We start from the raw sequence: 21154 nt of genomic DNA, 5'->3' as shown, positions 1-21154 counted from the left end.
GATTCACGTGAAACGCAAATTTAACAAAAGGCCCGACGGACTATGTACGCCGGGCCTTTTTACGTGGGTAGCGGATATCAATCGGCCTTGCCGGTGAAACGTCCTTCAAAAGCGACGTCCGCAAGCGGCAGGCGCTTGCTGGGTATTTCCCGTTCCGCCAGATCGTCCGGGAGGACGGATTTGTCGGTCAGCGTGCCAATGGCGATCCCGGCTTCCACCTTGTAGCCTTCCGGAATATCGAGCGCCTCAACAATCCTGTCCTTCAAAATGCCGCCCATGCCGTGGGCGTGGTAACCGAGCAGATGTGCCTGCATGGCGAGTGAGAACCAGGCCGCGCCGGCATCGAAGGAATGGGTCGCAGAGGGCTTTTTCTCACCTTCGCGCGAGATATTGTAGCTCCGCGAAACGACGAACAGCAGCACTGAGGCATTTTTCGCCCAGCGCTGGTTTCCTTCCATGAGAAGCTCCACGAAAAGCGGCCAGTCTTTGCTGCCATGATGGGCATAAACAAATCGCCATGGCTGCAGATTGGATGCCGAAGGCGCCCAGTGCGCCGCATCCAGAATGGTCAAGAGGTGCTCTTGCGGCATGGCGCTGCCATCGAAGGCGCGTGGAGACCAGCGATCAAGGAAGAGGGGATCGACGGGATATTCGGATTGCCGGTTATTGCTGTTCGTCACGGGCCATGTCCTTTTGATTGACGGGAAGGAAAAGGTATTTTTCGAAACTTGGCGTAGTCAAGGGGTGACAAGTATGAATGCATCGTTCATATATGCATCACCTTGTCTGACAACCGGGAGAGAGTTCCATGAAATTGATGCGCGTTGGCCAGCCCGGCCAGGAAAAGCCTGCCATTCTCGATGCGGAAGGAAAAGTCCGCGATCTGTCCGCCCATGTGAAGGATATTGGCGGTGATGCCATTTCTCCCGAGGGTCTCAAGAAGATTGCCGCGCTCGACCTGAGCACCCTTCCGGTGTTGAGCGAAGACCGCATCGGCGCCTGCGTTGCCGGTACCGGAAAATTCATCTGCATCGGTCTCAACTTCTCCGACCATGCCGCCGAAACGGGTGCTACCGTACCGCCGGAACCGGTCATTTTCATGAAGGCAACCTCGGCCATCGCCGGCCCGAATGACAATGTCACCATTCCGCGCGGCTCTGAAAAGACCGACTGGGAAGTCGAACTCGGCGTCGTCATCGGCAAGACCGCCAAATACGTGTCGGAAGCCGATGCCCTCGACTACGTCGCCGGTTATTGCGTTTCGCACGATGTTTCCGAGCGCGCGTTCCAGACGGAGCGTGCCGGTCAGTGGACCAAGGGCAAGTCCTGCGACACCTTCGGCCCCATCGGCCCCTGGCTGGTGACGAAGGATGAAATCGCAGATCCGCAGAACCTCGGCATGTGGCTGAAAGTGAACGGCCAGACCATGCAGGACGGCTCCAGCAAGACCATGGTATACGGCGTTGCCCACGTTGTTTCCTATCTCAGCCAGTTCATGTCGCTGCATCCCGGCGATGTCATTTCCACCGGTACTCCTCCGGGCGTCGGCATGGGCCTGAAGCCGCCGCGTTACCTGAAGGCTGGTGATGTCGTGGAACTCGGTATTGAAGGCCTCGGTTCCCAGAAGCAGACTTTTGTTGCTGACATCTGATCGCCAGCAGGCATTCAACGGAAAGTGAGGCGCCGGCGGGAAACCGCCGGCGCCTTCGATTTTGTGCACATGCGAAAAGCTGCTATGGTCAGGAAAAGAGCTTGATCCGCGAGGGAGGCGCCATCAGTGTTCTACCATCTTTATGAAATGAACCATGCGGCCATGGCGCCGCTGCGCGCCGGTGCCGACATGATGCGCCAGGCCTGTAACAATCCTCTGAACCCGCTTTCCAGCACGGCTTTCGGGAGAAGCCTCGATGCCGGTTTTGAGGTCTTCGAGCGGATGACGCGCCGTTACGCGAAACCGGAGTTCGGCCTCGGCAGCACGGTTGTCGATGGCCAGCCCGTCAATGTTGCCGAAGAGACCGTCTGGTCGCGTCCGTTCTGCAATCTCGTTCATTTCAAGAAAGAACCCGATCCAGCCCGCCAGTCCTATCCGAAGGTGCTGCTGGTGGCGCCGATGTCCGGCCACTACGCCACCCTGTTGCGCGGGACGGTGGAGGCCCTGCTGCCATCGGCGGATATCTATATCACCGACTGGGCCGATGCCCGCACGGTGCCGGTGAGTGAGGGGAGTTTCGATCTCGACGATTATATCGGCTATGTCATCGAGATGTTGCGCGAGATCGGGCCGGGTGCGCATGTGGTCGCCGTCTGTCAACCGTCGGTGCCTGTTCTGGCCGCCGTCTCACTGATGGAGGCGGATGGGGATTCTTTCGCGCCGGCATCCATGACGCTGATGGGCGGACCGATCGATACGCGCATCAACCCCACTGCCGTCAACGGTCTTGCCAAGGCCAAGCCGATCGAGTGGTTCCGCGACAATGTCGTCATGCAGGTACCGTGGCCGCAGCCCGCTTTCGGTCGCAACGTCTATCCGGGCTTCCTGCAACTGTCCGGTTTCATGTCCATGAACCTCGACAAGCACATGACGGCGCACAAGGATTTTTACCTGAACCTCGTCAAGAATGACGGTGATTCCGCTGAAAAACACCGCGAATTTTACGATGAATATCTGGCCGTCATGGATTTGACGGCGGAATTCTATCTGCAGACGGTGGAAACCGTCTTCATTGACCACGCGCTTCCGAAAGGGAACATGCTGCACCGGGGCAGGGCGGTCGATCCCGCGGCCATTCGCAAAGTCGCATTATTTACCGTGGAAGGTGAGAACGATGATATTTCCGGCGTCGGCCAGACAAAGGCCGCGCATGATCTCTGCCGGAATATCCCCGAAGACAAACGCGCCCATTACATGCAGCCGGATGTAGGCCATTACGGCGTCTTCAACGGTTCGCGCTTCCGCAGGGAAATCGTGCCGCGCATGCTGGATTTCATCCGCAGACACCAGACGGCTTAGGTGAGAGGGCAGGAGGCGCCACGCATTTGCATGGCCAAGCGACGGACGAATCGGCTATGAAGGGTCCATGTTTTCGCTCCTCAGAAAATCCCTGAAGTCGCCGGCGCCAAAGAAGGTCGCGCCGAGCCAGCGCACCGTTGCGGTGGCTGGCCGGCAGGTGCCGATCACGGTCAGGGAAAACCCGCGTGCGACACGCATTACGTTGCGCATCGAACCGGGCGGCCGGGCGCTGAAGCTGACGATCCCGATGGGTCTGCATCACCGCCAGGTCGATGATTTTCTGGAGAGGCATCAGGGCTGGCTGGAAGGCAAGCTTCTGAAATTCAGCCCCGATGACGGTTTACGTCCCGGCGCCACCATCGATATTCGTGGCGTATCCCATCGCATCGACCATACCGGCAGCCTGCGGGGGCTGACCCACATCGCGAAAGACGCCGATGGCGTGTCTGTTCTGAAAGTGAGCGGCGCGCCCGAGCATCTGAAAAGACGGATCGCGGCTTTCCTGAAAAAGGAAGCGAAGGCCGATCTGGAGCGACTGGTTGCCGTTCATGCGCGCGCGGCCGGCCGGCCGGTGCGGTCCATCAGCATGAAGGATACACGCAGCCGCTGGGGCTCCTGTTCCCATGATGGAAATCTGAGCTTTTCCTGGCGCATCGTCATGGCCCCGGAAAAGGTCATCGATTATCTCGCCGCCCATGAGGTCGCGCATCTGCGCGAAATGAACCACGGCCCGAAATTCTGGGCTTTGTGCGAAAAGCTTTGCCCGCACACCGATGAGGCCAAGGGCTGGTTGAAACGCCACGGTTCCAAACTTCACGCTATCGATTTCGATTGAAACCTGCGACGCGGATCGCCATCTGGATTCACGTGAAACATTCCATCGGGAATGGATGCGATTTGGCTCGACTCTTGTCGCATTTCATGTCAGGTCGCGGGTATGAAACCGGATATCAAGATTTGCGGATTGAAGACACCGGAAGCGCTGGAGCGCGCCGTCAGGCGCGGCGCGTCCCATGTCGGTTTTATTTTCTTTGAAAAAAGCCCTCGCAACGTCGAGCCCGATATTGCCGGAAGGCTGGCGCAAGCCGCCCGTGGCGCCGCCAGGGTGGTCGCCGTCACCGTCAATGCCGATAATGATTATCTCGATGAAATCGTTGATCTCGTCAAACCGGACATCCTGCAACTGCATGGCAATGAAAGCCCGGAACGGCTGCTGAACATCAAGGCGCTTTATGGTTTGCCTGTCATGAAGGCGATTTCCATTCGCGACGCCGCTGATCTTGCCAAAATCGACCCCTATATTGGAATAGCCGACCGTTTTCTGCTGGATGCCAAGGCGCCCGCCGGCTCCGAGCTTCCGGGCGGCAACGGCGTCTCCTTCGACTGGACCATCCTGCGATCACTTGACGGAAGTGTGGATTACATGCTTTCCGGGGGATTGAACAAGGACAATGTCGCCGAGGCGCTGGCGGAGACCAGGGCAAGCGGACTAGATTTATCGTCCGGTGTCGAAAGCGCGCCGGGCGTCAAGGATCTGTCGATGATCGACGCATTTTTCGATGTGGTGAATGATTGGTCGAAAGGCCCAAAGGGAGCTTGAAGTGAACGACGCGCCAACACCCAATTCTTTTCGCGCTGGTCCCGATGAGGACGGCCGTTTCGGCATTTACGGAGGTCGCTTCGTTGCCGAAACGCTGATGCCGCTCATTCTGGATTTGCAGGCGGAGTGGGACAAGGCCAAGACCGATCCCGAGTTTCAGGCCGAACTCAAGCACCTCGGCGCGCATTACACCGGTCGCCCGAGCCCGCTTTATTTTGCGGAACGCCTGACGGCGGAACTCGGCGGCGCGAAGATCTATTTCAAGCGCGAAGAGCTGAACCACACCGGCTCGCACAAGATCAACAATTGCCTCGGCCAGATCCTGCTGGCCAAGCGCATGGGCAAGACCCGCATCATCGCCGAAACCGGCGCCGGCCAGCATGGTGTTGCCTCGGCAACCGTTGCCGCACGCTTCGGCCTGCCTTGCGTCGTCTACATGGGCGCGACCGATGTTGCCCGTCAGGCTCCGAATGTGTTCCGCATGAAGCTTCTGGGCGCCGAGGTGAAGCCGGTCACGGCTGGCCATGGCACGCTGAAGGATGCCATGAACGAGGCCCTGCGCGACTGGGTCACCAATGTCGAGGATACCTATTATCTGATCGGCACGGCCGCCGGCCCGCATCCCTATCCGGAAATGGTCCGCGACTTCCAGGCCGTTATCGGCGAGGAAGCCAAGGCGCAGATGCTGGAGGCGGAAGGCCGCCTGCCGGATCTGGTCGTGGCAGCCGTGGGCGGCGGCTCGAATGCTATCGGCATCTTCCATCCTTTCCTCGATGACAAGAATGTCCGCATCGTCGGTGTCGAAGCCGGCGGCAAGGGTCTTTTGGGCGACGAGCATTGCGCTTCCATCACCGCCGGTTCGCCGGGCGTGCTGCATGGCAACCGCACCTACCTGCTGCAGGATGAGGACGGTCAGATCAAGGAAGGCCATTCGATCTCCGCCGGTCTCGATTATCCCGGTATCGGCCCTGAGCATTCCTGGCTGAACGATATCGGCCGCGTGGAATATGTGCCGATCATGGACCATGAGGCGCTGGACGCCTTCCAGATGCTGACCCGCCTCGAAGGCATCATTCCGGCTCTCGAGCCGAGCCACGCCTTGGCCGAAGTCATCAAGCGCGCGCCGAAGATGGGCAAGGATGAGATCATCCTGATGAACCTTTCCGGCCGTGGCGACAAGGATGTCCACACCGTCAGCAAGTTCCTTGGAATGGATGTATAAGATCATGACTGCACGTATGGACAAGCGCTTTGCCGATCTGCGCGCTGAAAATCGCCCGGCCCTGATTACCTATTTCATGGGTGGCGACCCGGATTTTGAAACCTCGCTCGGCATCATGAAGGCGCTGCCGGAAGCGGGCGCCGACGTTATCGAACTCGGCATGCCCTTTTCCGACCCGATGGCGGATGGTCCGGCCATTCAGCTGGCCGGCCAGCGCGCGCTGAAGGGCGGCCAGACGCTGAAGACCACGCTCGATCTCGCCCGCGAGTTCCGCAAGGGTGATGATGCGACGCCCATCGTGATGATGGGCTATTATAATCCGATCTATATTTACGGCGTCGAAAAGTTTCTGGACAACGCACTGGCGGCCGGCATTGATGGTCTGATCGTCGTCGATCTGCCGCCTGAAATGGACGATGAGCTCTGCATTCCGGCGCTTGCGCGCGGCATCAACTTTATCCGTCTCGCCACGCCGACGACGGATGGCAAGCGTCTGCCTGTCGTCCTTAAAAATACCTCAGGTTTCGTGTATTACGTCTCGATGAACGGTATCACCGGTTCAGCACTTCCCGATCCCTCGTTGATCTCGGGCGCTGTCGGTCGTATCAAGGCGCATACGGAACTGCCGGTGTGTGTCGGTTTCGGCGTCAAGACGGCCGATCATGCCAAGGCGATTGGCGCCGTGGCGGATGGCGTGGTGGTTGGTTCCGCCATCGTCAACCAGATTGCCGGCAGCCTGACCAGGGACGGAAAGGCGACCGCCGATACCGTGCCGGCCGTCACGACGCTGGTAAAAGGACTTTCAACGGGCGTGCGTGCATCGCGCCTTGCCGCTGCGGAATAAGCGCGCGGCCCAGTCAGGAGTAGACAGTTGAACTGGATCACCAATTACGTTCGGCCGCGGATCAATTCCATGCTTGGCCGCCGCCCGGAGGTTCCGGAGAACCTGTGGATCAAGTGCCCGGAAACGGGCGAAATGGTCTTCCACAAGGATCTGGAAGACAACAAGTGGGTCATCCCGGCTTCCGGCTATCATATGAAGATGCCAGCCAAGGCACGCCTTGTCGATCTATTTGATGACGGCGTCTATGAGGCCCTGCCGCAGCCGAAGGTGGCGCAGGATCCCTTGAAGTTCCGTGACTCCAAAAAATACACTGATCGCCTGCGCGACAGCCGTGCGAAGACCGAGCAGGAAGACACCATCCTCGCCGGCGTCGGCCTGCTGAAGGGCCTGAAGATCGTGGCCGTCGTGCATGAATTCCAGTTCATGGGCGGTTCGCTGGGCATCGCCGCCGGCGAAGCTATCGTCAAGGCCTTCGAGCGCGCCATTTCCGAGCGTTGCCCGCTGGTCATGTTCCCGGCCTCCGGCGGCGCCCGCATGCAGGAAGGCATTCTTTCGCTGATGCAGCTGCCGCGCACGACCGTTGCGGTGAACATGCTGAAAGAAGCCGGCATGCCCTATATCGTGGTTCTGACAAATCCCACGACGGGTGGCGTCACGGCCTCCTACGCCATGCTGGGCGATGTGCATATCGCCGAACCCGGCGCTGAGATTTGCTTCGCAGGCAAGCGCGTCATCGAGCAGACCATTCGCGAAAAACTGCCGGAAGGCTTCCAGACATCGGAATATCTGCTGGAACACGGCATGGTGGACATGGTGATCGACCGCCGCGAAATCCCCGACACTCTGGCCAATCTGCTCAAGATCATGACCAAAGCGCCTGCTGAGACTGCAAATGCGGTCGTCCCGCTGGCCGCTTCGGCCTGAGGAAAAAAATATGTCGCCCGAAGGCATAAACTGCCTTCGGGATGATGCTATACGTTGCATGATTTCATCTTTGGTGCGGCGGACAAATGGCAAGCAAAACGCCTGAAAGGCGAACGGAAGACATGACGAAGCCCGCGATCAGTGAGGCCGAGAAGATCATTGAAGAGCTGATGCAGCTCCACCCCAAGGGGTTCGATCTTTCGCTCGACAGAATTTCCCGTCTTCTCGAAAAACTCGGCAATCCGCAGAACAGGATGCCACCTGTTATCCACGTTGCAGGCACAAATGGTAAGGGTTCGGTGACGGCCTTTTGCCGTGCCCTGCTCGAGGCGGCAGGGCTTTCCGTTCATGTCCATACCTCGCCGCATCTGGTGAACTGGCATGAGCGATATCGTATCGGCGTCGCCGGTGATAAAGGTCGTTATGTCGAAGACGACATTTTCGCGGACGCGTTGCGCCGTATTGAAGCCGCCAATGCTGGTCAAACGATCACGGTTTTCGAAATCCTGACGGCCGCGATGTTCGTGCTTTTTGCGGAACAGCCCGCCGACGCCGCCATCGTCGAGGTTGGTCTAGGTGGACGCTTCGATGCCACCAATGTGATCAACAATCCGGCCGTCTCCGTCATCATGCCGATTTCGCTGGATCATCAGGCTTATCTAGGTGACCGCGTGGAACTGATCGCGGCTGAAAAGGCCGGCATCATGAAAAAGGGCTCTCCCGTCGTCATCGGTCATCAGGAATATGATGCGGCGCTGGAAACGCTCGTCGCCACTGCTGAGCGGCTTGGCTGCCCCGTTTCCGTCTATGGACAGGATTTTTCCGCCCATGAGGAATTTGGCCGCATGGTTTATCAGGATGAATTTGGCCTGACCGATGCGCCGCTGCCGCGGCTTCCCGGTCGTCACCAGCTTGCCAACGCCGCTGCTGCGATCAGTGCCGTCAAGGCTGCCGGTTTCGAGGTGACGGAACGGATGATCGAGAGGGCCATGACCTCCGTGGAGTGGCCCGGCCGTCTTCAGCGCGTCCTGACTGGCAAAATCGCTGATATGGCGCCGAAGGGTGCAGAAATCTGGATCGATGGCGGTCATAATCCGGGTGCCGGCGAAGTCATTGCCGAGGCCATGGCGGGTTTTGAGGAAAAGACGCCGCGCCCGCTGTTCATCATTGCCGGCATGATCAACACCAAGGATCCGGTGGGTTATTTCAAGGCCTTCACCGATATCGCCGAATATGTGTTCACCGTGCCGATCGGCGGCACCGATGCGGCGATCGATCCCGTCGTGCTCGCCCACGCGGCCTTCGACGCGGGACTGGTGGCAGCCCCGACATCGTCGCTCACCCACGCCCTGGAAGAGCTGTCGCGCCGTGTCGATCCCGAAGGACCACCACCACGCATTCTCATCGGCGGATCGCTTTATCTTGCCGGAAACGCGCTCGCCCTGAACGGCACGGTTCCCCAATAAAAAAGCCCGGCGTTATCGCCGGGCTTTTTCAATTCCATAAGACAGCACTTATGCGGCGCTGGAAATCCAGGCGGAAAGCGCGGTCTTGGGAGCAGCGCCAACCTTGATATCAGCCACTTCGCCGCCCTTGAACATGGCAAGCGTCGGGATGGAGCGAACGCCGAACTTGGCGGCCAGTTCCGGGTTTTCGTCGATGTTGAGCTTTGCGACCTTGACCTTGCCGGCGAGCTCGGAGGAAATTTCCTCAAGGCTCGGCGCGATCATCTTGCACGGGCCGCACCATTCGGCCCAGAAATCCACTACGACGGGTTCGGCGGATTCGAGGACTTCGGACTGGAAGTTGGCGGCATCGACTTTTACGGTAGCCATATCTGGCTCTCCTTTCAGCTAAACTTTTCCGCTATCGATGTGATGCGGGCGCGACGGAATTTCAATGCCCCGGTATCTCACTTTGTCTTTATTGCGGCAAGGGCCTCCGCCATGGCATCGTCGTCAACCCGCACAAAAGCGGCATTTTCCGTATAGATCAGTGCGCAGACAAATTCCTTGCCGGGATAGAGCGGTGCCAGAATTTCACGATAAATCGCAAGCTGCGCGACATGGGAGAAGGGGATCTCGCGTGCTTCACGTGGGGGAACGCGGTTCGTCTTGTAATCGACAAGAATGACGCGGTTGCCTTCCACTGCCAGCCGGTCGATGCGGCCGGAGACGGCATATTGCTGCCTGCCGATCGTCATCGTGCCCATGATCGATATTTCCGCACGGCTGTTGGCGGAAAAGGCCGGTTGCACCGCCGGTTCGGACAGAACCCGCAAAACCGCCTGTATCAAATGCTCGCGCTCGGCAGCGGGCCAGAAACGGGCTGCCCGCTCCGCATAACGGCGGGCTGCCTCTTCGCGCTCATTCTCCGTAAAATCCGGCAGGGCCTGCAGCATGCGATGCACCAGCCGGCCGCGCTGCAAGGCAAGGCTGGATGCCTCCGCTTTTTCTCCGAACAACGGTGAACGCACGGCCAGATCGTCCGCGCCGTCATCGATGATGGTGCCTGCGCCGGAAGGGCTGAGCGGTCTTGGCAGAGCGGGCAGGGCCGGCAGGGGGGCGAGAAGCCCCGCCGGAAGAGCGTGGTCCTCCTCCTGCTGCGTCTCCGGCAACATTTGCGGGGTGGATGCCGGACGAGGCTCGGATTTGCGCCACACAAGCCCCTGCCACTCCTCGCCATCGGCCACGAATACGTGCGGCCGGCAATGGTCCTGATTGTCTGCAAGCGCCGCCTTGACGATGGCGTGCCAGCATTCGGGGTTTTCTTTCTGGCCGCGATAACCGCAGACGACCAGATGATCGGCGGCACGGGTCATCGCCACATAAAGCAGCCGGCGATATTCATCTTCCGCAGCCGTCTTCAGCCGTTCTTCATCCGAGCGGATGAGATGGTTGGAGAAGCCGCTGCCGGGCAGCCAGACGGGGAAGGTGTCTTCGCCCGCCTCGATGAAGCGCAGTTTCGGCACATGGCTGTGATTGAAGGCCTTCGAGCCGCCATCGACGACAAAAACGACCGGCGCTTCCAACCCCTTGGAGGCATGTACGGTCATGATGCGCACTTCGCCGCGATCCTTGTCCTGCTCGCGCTTCACTTCCGGCGAATCGGTCTCCAGAACGGAAAGAAAGGCCTGCAGGCCGGGCAACCCCGTTCTTTCGTGGTCCAGTGCAAAGGACAGGAATTCATCCAGAACGTCGCTTGCTTCGTTGCCAAGCCTTCCGAGAAACTTCTTGCGCCCGTCATGCAGCGTCAGAACCGCCGCGAAGAAGTCATGCACGGTGGCTGTTTTAGAGAGCGCGATGAAGTTTTGCAGTTTGCCGGTAACGACGGAAAGGTGGCTATTTTCTTTCTGTGAAAGCATCTGCAGCCTCCACCACACGCTCTCCGTCTCGGTTCGCGCGGCGGCTATCTCGAAGACGTCATCTTCCGTCAGGTTGAAAAGCGGGCTTTTCAAGAGTGCGGCAAGCGACAGATCGTCCTCAGGCAATACCACGAACCGGCCGAGCGCCAGGAGATCCTGCACGGCAATATGGTCTGTCAGACGAAGACGGTCGGCGCCGGCAACGGGAATATTCTTGCGCCGCTTCAGCTCACGGGTCAGCGCATTGACGAAGGCATGGCGTTTTCTCACCAGCACCAGAATGTCACCCGGCTCGACAGCCCGTTCCACGCCCTTTTCAATGATGGTTTCACGTCCGATCATGTCGGCGATGCGTGCGGCGATGCGACGCGCGACGATGGTGGCCGGCGCGCTTTCGCGCAGCGCATCGAAAGGCGCCGTCCAGTCCTCTTCGTCCTCAGTGGTTTCGGGCGCCACCATGTCCCAGACTTCCACGGTGCCGGGATGGCCGGCGCGGTTCGAGCGGTGCTCCACCGGCTCATTATCGGCGCTGAGGCCGCTGGCATTTTGCGGGATCGAGAAGACCTGATCGACGGCGGCCAGCACATCTTCCGTGGAGCGGAAAGAAAGAGGCAGGCGGATGCGGTGAAAGGCCTGCTCCACCGAATCGACGCGCCTTTTGGTCTCGTCGCGCTCCTGCGAGAACCGTTCCGGCCGCGCACCCTGGAAGGAGTAGATCGACTGTTTTTCATCACCCACGGCAAACAGCGTCCGCTGCCCCATGCGGGCGCTTTCGCCGGTGAAGAAATCCGCCGCCAGCGACTGGATGATCGACCATTGCACCGGGCTCGTATCCTGTGCCTCGTCAACGAGAATATGGTCGATGCCCTGATCGAGCTTGTAATGCACCCATGCACCCGCCGTATCGCGGTTGAGCAGATTGGCGGCGCGCTCGATCAGATCCTCGAAATCGAGCTGGCTGCGCTGCTTTTTCAAATCCTCGAAATCACCGATCAGCCGTTCGGCCAGAATAAGGGCGCATTTGGTCGCCGCCAGCATCCGCACCAGGCGGTAACGGTTGCGGCAGGCAACCACATGGTCGCGCGCCAGCGTCAATGCGTCGACAAGATCAGGAGCGGATTTCTGCATGCCCTTGTTGATGACATAGGTATCCGATTTCTTTTCGCCCTTGGCCGTCAGCAGTGCGGCCTCGATGAATTCCATCCGCCGCACCGGGTCCGACTGCCGTTTCGCCTCCCTGAGGGCGTAAGCGACATCGATGACACGCGATCCGCCGACCTCGTCTGCAAGTGTCAGATAGGTATCGAGTGCGAGCCCGGAGAGGCCGGGCAAGGGCCAGAAGGCCGCCGCTGCCGTTTCTTCGGTCTCTCCATCTGCGATCTTCATCGCCTGCCGCAGCCGGGCATCAATGCCGCCAGATTGTTTGGCGTCGAGCAGAAAGCCGCGAAGGGCGCTGCGATTGGCGATGATGGCGGAGAGCAGCGATTCCAGCCCACTTTCGTCGGCGAGATCGAGCACATAGGCCAGCGACTGGGCCAGTTCCGCATCGCGCTCCGTCGAAACCGCCGTCAGAAGCGAACGGCGTGCTTCAGCCAGGAGGGTGGTTGCGGCCCGGTCGTCGAGTACGGAAAAATGACCGGCGACATTGGCCTCCAGCGGAAACTGATGCAGCAGTGCCTCGCAGAAAGCGTGGATGGTCTGGATTTTCAGGCCGCCGGGCGTTTCCAGCGCCTTGGCGAACAGTCTGCGCGCTTCCGCAAGCTTGATGCGATCTGGCGCTCTTCCTTCAATGGCGGTGATACGGTCCTTAAGATCGGAATCCGGCAAAGTAGCCCATTCCGCCAGGCGGTCGAAGACACGGCTCGACATTTCCGACGCGGCAGCCTTGGTATAGGTGAGGCAGAGGATCGCGGAGGGACGGCATCCGGCCAGAAGCAGGCGGATGACACGCTGGGTCAGCACATGGGTCTTGCCCGAGCCGGCATTGGCGGACACCCAGGCGGAGCTCGACGGATCGGAGGCAAGCCGCTGCCGCGCGCTGGTCCAGTCGATCCAGCTCTCAGGCGTGTCAGCGGCGGGGCCGGCGTCGAAGGGGTCAATCGTCATCGCCGTCTCCCGGTTCTGCCGTCGACCATTCCGAAACGCGGGCGAGGTGATCATATTCCCCGCCATAGGATTGCTGCTCTTCCGGCACCAGCCGTGAGGCAAAACCATTCTCGCCTTCGCGCAGCGAGCGCACGAACTTGGCAAGTTGCTCGATCGATTCCGTCGCCAGTTCAATGGCTGATTTTGGTGGTCTCTTGCCGCTGCGGCTGGAATGTTCGTTATTGACCTGATCGGCAAAGAAGCGCTCGCCCGGCCGCAGGCGTACATAGATAAGGTTTTCAGGCGTGGGTGATCCGGCTTCGCGGAAGGCACCGCGCATCAGTGCCGCCGCCTCCAGCGCGAGCTGCGGGTCGAGCAGCGCGCGCGCCTGATTGACGGATGGCGCAAGCCCGGTCTTGTAGTCGATAATATCCGCCTGACCGTTGGTCTTGATGTCGATCCGGTCGGCAATGCCGGTCAGTCTTATGCCCGCCTCGGTGATTTCCTGTCCGGCGCGCGCTTCAAAAAAACTGTGGCGAATGGCTGGATGGCGTTCCTTCTCCCAGTCGATGAAGGCACGGGCTACCGCTGCAAAGCGTGGCCGCCAGATGACATCCACATGCGGGGGCAGGTTCTCCGCATCGAAACACTCGTCCAGAATGCGCTGCATCGCCTCAAGCGAAGCCGGTGTGCCGGGAATATGCCCCTCGCGGGAATAACGCTCGATAATCGTGTGATAGAGCGTGCCGCGGTCGGCGGCGTTGGGATCGCGGTTGAACGGATCGAGAGGATCGAGCTTCAAAATGCGCCGCGCATAGATCGAATAGGGATCGCGCCGCAGCCGTCCCACTTCGCTGAAGGAATAGCGCGTCGGCTGCAGAGCGGCCGGCGGTTTCGGTGCAGGGCGTTTGGCGGCTTCCTGATCGATGCTTTCATCCATCAGGCCGGCCCAATGCCGATAGGTCTCGCCGCGTTTCTTCAGTTCTCCGGCAAAATCCTCACCGCCCAGAGCCAGCAGCCGTTGCAGCCAGCGCGAAGCGACGGCAGGTGTGGAGCCCTGCCTGAGCGCACGGGTATAGAATATCTGTCGCGTACCATTGGCCATCTCGAAGTCATGCGCCAGCTGGCCGATACGACGTTCCGGCGGCTCCAGTCCGATAGCGGTTTTCATGGTGCGGGACAGGAACGGATTATTCGCCGTCTGGCCCGGCCAGAGCCCTTCATTGAGACCGCCGATGACGACGGTGTCGACGCTCTGCAGCCGTGCCTCAAGCGCACCGAAGATGAAAATACGCGGATGGCGCATGGATCGCGGCTTGATCGATTCACCGGCCACCAGCGCTGCGAAAATATCGATCCATTGCGGTCCGTCCGCATCGAGGATTTCACCGCTTTCCATCAGTTCCGCAAAGAGGCTGGAGAGCTTGTCTCCCGCCTCACCGGACCAGAGCGTGGCCAGATCGTTGGTATCATCCGCACAGATGGCTTCGATCACGCGACCTGTCCGCTCTGCCCAATCGGAAAGTGCCAGTTTGTCGGTGAAGGCGCGGCCGGATCGATCCCGACGGACAAAGGCAGAGCCAAGCGGCTCGGTCGCAACGGCGATCCGCCGTGCCAGATCGCGCGCGGCTTCCGCGCTGGCCTCCGGCAGCGCCAGCCGCCAGGCGGGGGGGTGCCGGTCATCGCGCTGCGCCAGAAGCTGCGCGTCGAGAACCGCTTCCAGATCGCCAATCCCCGTCTCGACCCTGCCGCCACGCAGCGCGATCAGCTCCAGCGCTTTCGCTGCCTGTGCGAAAGCATCCGCGGAGAGCCCGAAGCGGGCGAGGGGGTGTTTTAAAAGCGAAATGATCGGCACCGGGTCTCCCGGCCTGAGGATTGCCTCCAGTGCCAATTGTGTCAGCCCCGCCTGCGGTGTGGCGGAAAGCGGTGTACCAGCGGAATCGTCCGCCTCGATGCCGAAGCGCTGCAGCTCAGTTGCCACGCGCCGCGCCAGTCCGCGGTCGGGTGTTATCAATGCCGCCTGTGAAGGACGTTCCGCACCCGGGACCTCCAGCGCCAGCCTGAGCGCCACGGCTATGGCGGTTGCCTCCTCGCGCTCGTTGGCGGCTTCTATCAATGTGGCCGTTGCGAAAGCCGCGTTGAAAAAGCCGGGTTCCCTGTCTTCGCGCCAACGGTTCCAGTCGCTGGTGGATTTGGCCGGTGCGAGTGCGGCAGAAAACACGGCTGCGCGTTTTTCGAGATCGCGGTCGATGGCGCCGATCTGAACCACGTCGTCGCGCAGGATACCGAGCTTCTGCAGCAGCATATAAAGCCCGTATTGCGAATGCGTGCGGCTCGAAGGATCGGTAGGGTCTTCGGCGATCGCCTGCCATTGCTCCTCCGGCATGGCAAGGTCGAGCCCTGGAAGCACGACAGTGCCTTGGGGCAGGGCGGCAACGGCGGCGATAAGATCGGCTGCCGCAGGAATGGAGCCCGTCGACCCTGCGACGATGACCGGTCCCGTATCCGGCAAATTTGCAAGCCGGTTCGCCTCCGCCCGCAGGATGGCGTTGCGATGCCGGCCGGCGGACGACCGGTTGAGCTCGACAAGACGAGCGGGCCAGAATACGCTGGCGATCTTCAGGAAATCCGCCGTCAGCTGCCACCATTGCGCGTGGTCGCCGGTATCGAGATGCTGAAGCGCCTCCCAGTCCTTTTCTTCCGTGTCCATGGCATCGATCACCTCGCCGAGCGCACGCGCCAGCCATATGGCATCGGCGGGGCTGGCGGGAGCGACGAGCGGTGAATCCAGATGGACAGCCCGGATGGCGTCCGGCAGGCTGTTACGCCAGGCCAGGATGAGACGTGCGAGTTCGATCAGCCGGCCGGTGCCGGAAATCGGCGGTGCGAGGTCCATGATCTCGGGATTTTCGATATCGAAAAAGCCGCTATCGTCATCCGTTTCGCCCAGTGGCCGGATCAGCGGCAGAATGGCGGACCGGCCGCCGAGAAGATCGACGAATTCGGAGCGCAGCACGCGGGCCGAGCGCCGCGTCGGCACATAGATCGTCACCTTGGCCAGTGAAAGCGGATCGGCTGGATCATATCTATAATCGGCTGTCAGTCTCCCGTCACACAGCGTTTCCGCGAGCGTTTTGAGGAACGGTGTTCCCGCAGCGATCGTCAGGACGCGCTTTGCGTGGTGGGTGAGCGTCATGCAGAGCGTTTTTCCCTGAATTGCCGGATGATGTTTTCTGCGTCTTCTATGGCATCCGGCGTGCCGACGGTGATCCAGTGGCCATCCAGCGAAAGGCCGAAAAGCCGGTCTTTTTCTATGGCGCGGTCGAAATAGATATTGAGGTTGAAGGCATCTGCCGGTGCGTCGTCAAGCAGGCGCGAATCCATGGCTATGGCGCCCGCGTAAACCACAGGCTTCGGGTCGGCATCGCGATAACGCGCCAGTTTTCCGTCTTCGAAGAGGTTGAAATCCCTCTTGCCATTATGGCCCGTGGTGCGGTCCATATCGACACAGAGCAGCGCCATATCCATGTGGGCCGGGTCGAAGAATTGCGCAAGCTTGCGCAGATTACTGCCGGCATTCAGCTGCTCGCCGATCCAGAAGAGATCGGCATTCATGACGAAGACCGGGCCGGGCTCCAGAAGCTTCAGGCCTTTTGCAAGGCCGCCGCCGGAATTCATCAGCTGCGTGCGTTCATCGGAGATCAGGATTTCCGCGTCGTTTCGGTGTCCGAGGTGGGCGATCATCTGATCGGCATGGTGGTGCACATTGACGACGATCTTCTCGGCCCCGGCTTCGACAAGGGCGTCGAGCGCGTAATCGATCATCGGTTTGCCGGCGATTCTGACGAGCGGCTTCGGGATCGTATCGGTGATCGGGCGCATCCGCGTGCCAAGCCCGGCGGCCAGCACCATCGCGTTTTTGATCGTCATCGTGGTCAACCGTCTTTCAGTCGTTAAATTCCATGCCCATGCGGAGGCACCAGTCCCGGAGCGGCGCAAGTTCCGGATGCGAAAACGCAGCGGTGAGGTAGCGGAGCGTCCTCGGCATATGTTTCATATAACCGGGTTTGCCGTCCCGTTCCATCAGCCTGACCCAGATACCGGCGAGCTTGCAGTTGCGCTGTGCCGACATGATGGCGAAAGCCCTGTGGAAAGCGGCTTCATCGAATGAGGGTTCACGTCTTCTGCGCTCCAGATAGTGGGAGAGCAGACGTGCCTGCAGCTCGGGCGCGATGGTGACCCGTGCATCCTGCACGATGGAGGCGAGATCATAGGCGGTCGGGCCGATCATCGCGTCCTGAAAATCGATCAGGCCGACCTGCCGGATGCCGCTATTCTGCGCCTGCCAGAGAAGGTTGGGCGAATGGAAATCGCGCAGCAGAAGCCCTGTTTCGCAGCCGGCGAGCGAGTCGATCAGGCTGTCCCAGAGGGCGTAATAGTCACTCTTCTCACTATCGCTGAGCGGTTTACCGCGTTTATGGGGCAGATACCACTCCGCCAGCAGCGAGACCTCGATCTTCATTGCCTGCCGGTCAAAGGGCGGAACTTCATAGACGCTGCCATCAACCACCGGCAGCACGTCGGGTAAAGGAGCCTGATGAAGTGCGGCGAGACAGGCCACGCTTTGCAGATAGCGGTCCTCCATCGGCGTTCCGTCAGGCGCAAGCACACCATCCCGGCCGAGGTCCTCCAGAAGAAGAATGCCCTGATCGATATCCGCCGCCAGAATCTCCGGTGCACGGAAGCCGCTGTTTCGCAGATAATTGCCGATCGCCACGAACGAGCGGGCATCCTGGGCAAGATGGGCGATTTCCGCATAGGTCTTGCCATCGGCGATGATCGCACCCCTCAAGGGCCGTCGCCAGTCCATCAGAATAAGGTCGGGACCCTCGGTTGAAATGGTCTCATAGGCGCGTGTGGAAGCGTCACCGCTCAAAAAGCGACGGACCGCATCGCCCCTGCCATTTCTTGCCAGAAATTCGCGGATGGCGAAAACACGATCGAGCCGCGTCTTCTGTTGGGCGGGAGCCTCGATCACGGCCACACGACCTTCCCCCGAATGCGTAAGCCGCAGGGTGATCGTCTGGTCCGGCGGCAGAACTTCGCCGGCAATCTCGGGCCATTCGATCAGGCAGATGCCATCCTCCAGCATCTCGTCGATGCCGAGCTCGTCCAGTTCCGATACGTCCGACAGCCGGTAGAGATCGAGATGGGCAACCGGAATGCGCGTGGCATAGGTCTGGATGATCGTGAAGGTGGGGCTTGGAACTTCGAGACCAGGCTCATCCGCCATTGCCCGGATGAAGGCGCGGGCGAGGGTCGACTTGCCGGCGCCGAGGTCGCCGATCAGCGCCAGGCAATCGCCGGCCTTCAGGGCCAGCGCAAGGTCTTCGCCGAGCCTGATGGTGTCTTTTTCTCCCGCAAGGGGAATGGTGATCGGCAAGATGTCTTCGCTCATTCTGCAGCGATGGAATGCGGGCGCGTGCCGGCGGGAATGCGGCAGGTGACGATGGTGCCGTTGCCGGGCCGGCTGTCGATGCTGACGGTGCCGTGATGGAGGCTGACGAAGCTTTCGACGATGGAAAGGCCAAGCCCCGCACCGGTCCTTCGCCCGCCATTGCCGCGTGTTGCGAAGCGGTCGAAGACCGTCTTCAGCATGTCTTCCGGAATGCCCGGTCCCTTGTCCGCCACCGAGAATACGAAATCACCTTCGCTGCGCTGGCAGGAGAGCTCAACCGAAGACCCCTCCGGCGCAAAATTGATCGCGTTGGTCAGCAGCTTGATGAGGATCTGTTTCAGGCGCTGGTGATCCGCCACCAGACTGCCGAGATGGGCCGGCGCGACGATCTCGAGCGAAATGCCGCTCTCCTGCAGCCGGTCGGCGATCTGCACCGAAACGTCTTCAAGCAACTCGTTCAGATCATTATCCGAATAATTGAGCTGCATGATGCCGGCATCGACGGTCGCGAGATCCAGAATATCGTTGACGATGGTCAGAAGAACCGAGGACGAGGTGGAAATATGATCGAGATATTCCGCCTGCCGTTCCGTCAATTGGCCGATGCCGGGTGTTTTCAGGAGGTCGGTAAAGCCGATGATATTCGTCAGCGGCGAGCGCAGCTCGTAGGAAACATGCTGCACGAAATCGTTCTTCAACTCGTCGGCCTTGAGGAGCGCGTCGTTCTTTTCCTTGAGCGCCCGCTCTGCCCGCACGCTGTCGGTCATGTTGACGAAGGTCAGCATGGTCTGTGCATCCGGCAGCGGAATGATCGCATAGTCGAGCACGAGACCGGAAAGCAGTTCCAGCGTGCCCTGCCGCGACGGCCGTTCGTCGTCGAAGCTGGTGATGAACTGGCTGAAGGAACGCCAGCCATCCGGCCTGTCGTAGGACTGCGCGCAGGCGGTTTCGATGGCGCGAATATGGGTTCCCGTTTCCGCCTGATCGGCGGTCACGCCCCAGAGCGCCCGGAATGCCGGGTTGGACAGGCGAATGCGTCCATCCGCGCCAAACACGGCGACCCCTTCCGCCAGATGGTCGATGGTCTCGCCCTGCACCTTTACCAGCGTGTTGTAGCGCATCTGCAGGTCGACCTGTTCGGTCAGGTTTTCGAAAACCCAGGTAGCGCCACCCTGCGGATGAGCCGTTGCGATTACCCGCAGCGTCTGCCCGTTCGGCAGGTGCCAGAGATCGGTCTTGGTATCGAGCGAGCGGTAGACGGAAAGCGCCGTCTCCTTCCAGTTCTTCCAGTTCAGCTGCTCCGGCAATTTGCCGGCGGTGCGCAGCCTGTCCAGAAGTTCGGAATTGTCAGGCCCGGATTCGAGGAAAACCAGATCGAAGCCCCAGAGGGTCGCAAAAGCCTGGTTGTAGAATTGCAGCCGCTGCCGGCCATCGAAAATGGCGACGGGGGTTGCCAGATGATCCAGCGTTTCGGCGTGGCTCTTCAGGACCCGCTTGAGTTCCTCGCTGATGGCTTCCGCCTCGGTTGCATCAATGGCGATGCCGGCCGAGCCGGCCGCCGTCTTGATATCGACGACATCGAAAAAGGTGCGGTTGCCGGAAACCACCGTCGAAATACGGTCATGATAGGGCGATTCCGGGGTCGCCGCCGCGCGTATCTTCTGCCGGGTAACAGTGTTCAGCAGCTCGCGTTTTTCCTGAACGGCCTGTTCGGTGCTCCGCGCATCCACCGCCTGTGCATAGGCATGGTTGACCCAGATGAGGTCGCCTTCGCCATTGCGCCGCCAGACGGGTTGCTCGATGGAATCGAGAAGCTCCTGAAATGTCGAGACGGAGGCGATCAGGCGCTCGCGCTCCACCTGCAGTTCGGCAAGCTCTGCACGCAGATTGTTGAGGGCCACGAAACGCGCAAAGGCATTGCCGCCGGAAACCCGGCCCTGAACTTCGATCACTTCGCCGCGCTGCGTCTCTACGGTCAGATCGAAACTCTGTGCGTGGCTGCGAAGTTTTTCGAGGGATTTTTCAAGCTGGCTCGCGGAGGACGGTTTCAGCCAGCGTCCGAAGGCAAGAAAATCATGGTCCGCCTGCGGGGCGCCGGTTTCCATGGGCAATTGTCCCAGAAACTCCGGCCGCTTGTCGGCGCCGTCCCAGATGACGATGCGCCGGCCCTTGTCGGAAATCAGCGCTTCATATTTGGCAATCTTGTGATGGGTTTCGGCAAGCGCCTGGCGGTATTCGCTGCTTTCCGCCTCGATATTGCCCCGTTGGCGCACCAGCCAGACGACGGAAAACAGCGTTGCCGAAAGCATGCCGACGAACAGCGAATAGGTAATTGTTTCCCCGGAAGAGAACAGTCTTGCGCCGGTCTTTGCGACAAGGCCGTCCTGAGCCAGCGCAACGCTTGCCGAACCGGCGAGTATCGTACCCGACATCAGCACGGGCAGCCGTGAGAAGCCTGTCCGGACCGCGCTGATCGCCAGCCGGCAACGCGCCAGAGCCTGCGCGCTCAATGTCACGCCAGCCTGCGTGTTTTCAACGCGTTGAACTGTCTGCTCGCGCAGATCCGAATTGTGAACCGTCATCCCCGGTCTGTCTCCGTCCTATGTGCCGCATCTTCGACAAGACATCCCATTTCGTCCGCGCCGCC

At 60.3% G+C, this 21154-nt stretch carries 15 protein-coding genes; 8 read left to right on the top strand and 7 right to left on the bottom strand.

Going from position 1 to position 21154, the window contains the following annotated elements:
* Positions 1 to 77 precede the first annotated feature (77 nt).
* Positions 78 to 680, bottom strand: a complete 603-nt coding sequence (locus N434_RS05395; protein WP_065114443.1) for a nitroreductase family protein — start codon at positions 678 to 680, stop codon at positions 78 to 80.
* Positions 681 to 808: 128 nt separating this feature from the next.
* Between N434_RS05395 and N434_RS05390 the strand changes: the two genes are divergently transcribed.
* The 8 genes from N434_RS05390 (at position 809) to N434_RS05355 (ending at position 9066) form a co-directional block, all read left to right on the top strand.
* On the top strand, positions 809 to 1651 hold the full coding sequence (locus tag N434_RS05390) for a fumarylacetoacetate hydrolase family protein (protein WP_110756538.1): 843 nt from the start codon (positions 809 to 811) through the stop codon (positions 1649 to 1651).
* A 126-nt stretch (positions 1652 to 1777) separates the two neighbouring features.
* Entirely contained in the window at positions 1778 to 3010 is a 1233-nt protein-coding gene (locus tag N434_RS05385) for a polyhydroxyalkanoate depolymerase (protein WP_110756536.1), read from the top strand.
* Between the two features lie 67 nt (positions 3011 to 3077).
* Entirely contained in the window at positions 3078 to 3845 is a 768-nt protein-coding gene (locus N434_RS05380) for a M48 family metallopeptidase (protein ID WP_110756535.1), read from the top strand.
* A gap of 102 nt (positions 3846 to 3947) precedes the next feature.
* A complete protein-coding gene (locus N434_RS05375; RefSeq protein WP_065114447.1) occupies positions 3948 to 4610 on the top strand; it encodes a phosphoribosylanthranilate isomerase in 663 nt (220 codons plus the stop codon).
* A gap of 1 nt (position 4611) precedes the next feature.
* Positions 4612 to 5832, top strand: coding sequence for a tryptophan synthase subunit beta (gene trpB, locus N434_RS05370; protein WP_110756533.1), 1221 nt, complete (start codon positions 4612 to 4614; stop codon positions 5830 to 5832).
* 4 nt (positions 5833 to 5836) lie between these two features.
* Positions 5837 to 6676: a tryptophan synthase subunit alpha gene (gene trpA / locus N434_RS05365; RefSeq protein ID WP_110756835.1), complete on the top strand. Its 840-nt coding sequence runs from the start codon at positions 5837 to 5839 to the stop codon at positions 6674 to 6676.
* A 27-nt stretch (positions 6677 to 6703) separates the two neighbouring features.
* On the top strand, positions 6704 to 7600 hold the full coding sequence (gene accD, locus N434_RS05360; RefSeq protein ID WP_065114449.1) for an acetyl-CoA carboxylase, carboxyltransferase subunit beta: 897 nt from the start codon (positions 6704 to 6706) through the stop codon (positions 7598 to 7600).
* An 86-nt stretch (positions 7601 to 7686) separates the two neighbouring features.
* Positions 7687 to 9066 (top strand): bifunctional folylpolyglutamate synthase/dihydrofolate synthase, encoded by a 1380-nt coding sequence (locus tag N434_RS05355; RefSeq protein ID WP_181423885.1) that lies wholly within the window; start codon positions 7687 to 7689, stop codon positions 9064 to 9066.
* 48 nt (positions 9067 to 9114) lie between these two features.
* Here the strand turns inward: N434_RS05355 and trxA are convergent, their stop codons facing one another.
* From trxA to N434_RS05325, 6 genes are all read right to left on the bottom strand, one after another.
* Positions 9115 to 9435: a thioredoxin gene (gene trxA, locus N434_RS05350; RefSeq protein ID WP_065114451.1), complete on the bottom strand. Its 321-nt coding sequence runs from the start codon at positions 9433 to 9435 to the stop codon at positions 9115 to 9117.
* A 77-nt stretch (positions 9436 to 9512) separates the two neighbouring features.
* Positions 9513 to 13070: a double-strand break repair helicase AddA gene (gene addA / locus N434_RS05345; RefSeq protein ID WP_110756531.1), complete on the bottom strand. Its 3558-nt coding sequence runs from the start codon at positions 13068 to 13070 to the stop codon at positions 9513 to 9515.
* The gene (gene addB / locus N434_RS05340; RefSeq protein ID WP_110756530.1) at positions 13060 to 16245 is read right to left on the bottom strand and encodes a double-strand break repair protein AddB; all 3186 of its coding nucleotides are present in this window, start codon (positions 16243 to 16245) and stop codon (positions 13060 to 13062) included. Before addB ends, addA begins: the two co-directional genes overlap by 11 nt.
* Entirely contained in the window at positions 16242 to 16979 is a 738-nt protein-coding gene (locus N434_RS05335; protein WP_110756528.1) for a nucleotidyltransferase family protein, read from the bottom strand. Before N434_RS05335 ends, addB begins: the two co-directional genes overlap by 4 nt.
* A gap of 16 nt (positions 16980 to 16995) precedes the next feature.
* On the bottom strand, positions 16996 to 18507 hold the full coding sequence (tsaE, locus tag N434_RS05330; protein WP_110756526.1) for a tRNA (adenosine(37)-N6)-threonylcarbamoyltransferase complex ATPase subunit type 1 TsaE: 1512 nt from the start codon (positions 18505 to 18507) through the stop codon (positions 16996 to 16998).
* Positions 18504 to 21089, bottom strand: coding sequence for a sensor histidine kinase (locus N434_RS05325; protein WP_110756524.1), 2586 nt, complete (start codon positions 21087 to 21089; stop codon positions 18504 to 18506). Before N434_RS05325 ends, tsaE begins: the two co-directional genes overlap by 4 nt.
* Positions 21090 to 21154 lie beyond the last annotated feature (65 nt).

Origin of the sequence: Rhizobium sp. UGM030330-04 (assembly GCF_003208455.1) — a bacterium.
Taxonomy (GTDB): domain Bacteria; phylum Pseudomonadota; class Alphaproteobacteria; order Rhizobiales; family Rhizobiaceae; genus Agrobacterium; species Agrobacterium rhizogenes_A.
The sequence above is the reverse complement of the archived record's forward strand: the minus strand, read 5'-3'. Positions and strand labels throughout refer to the sequence as shown.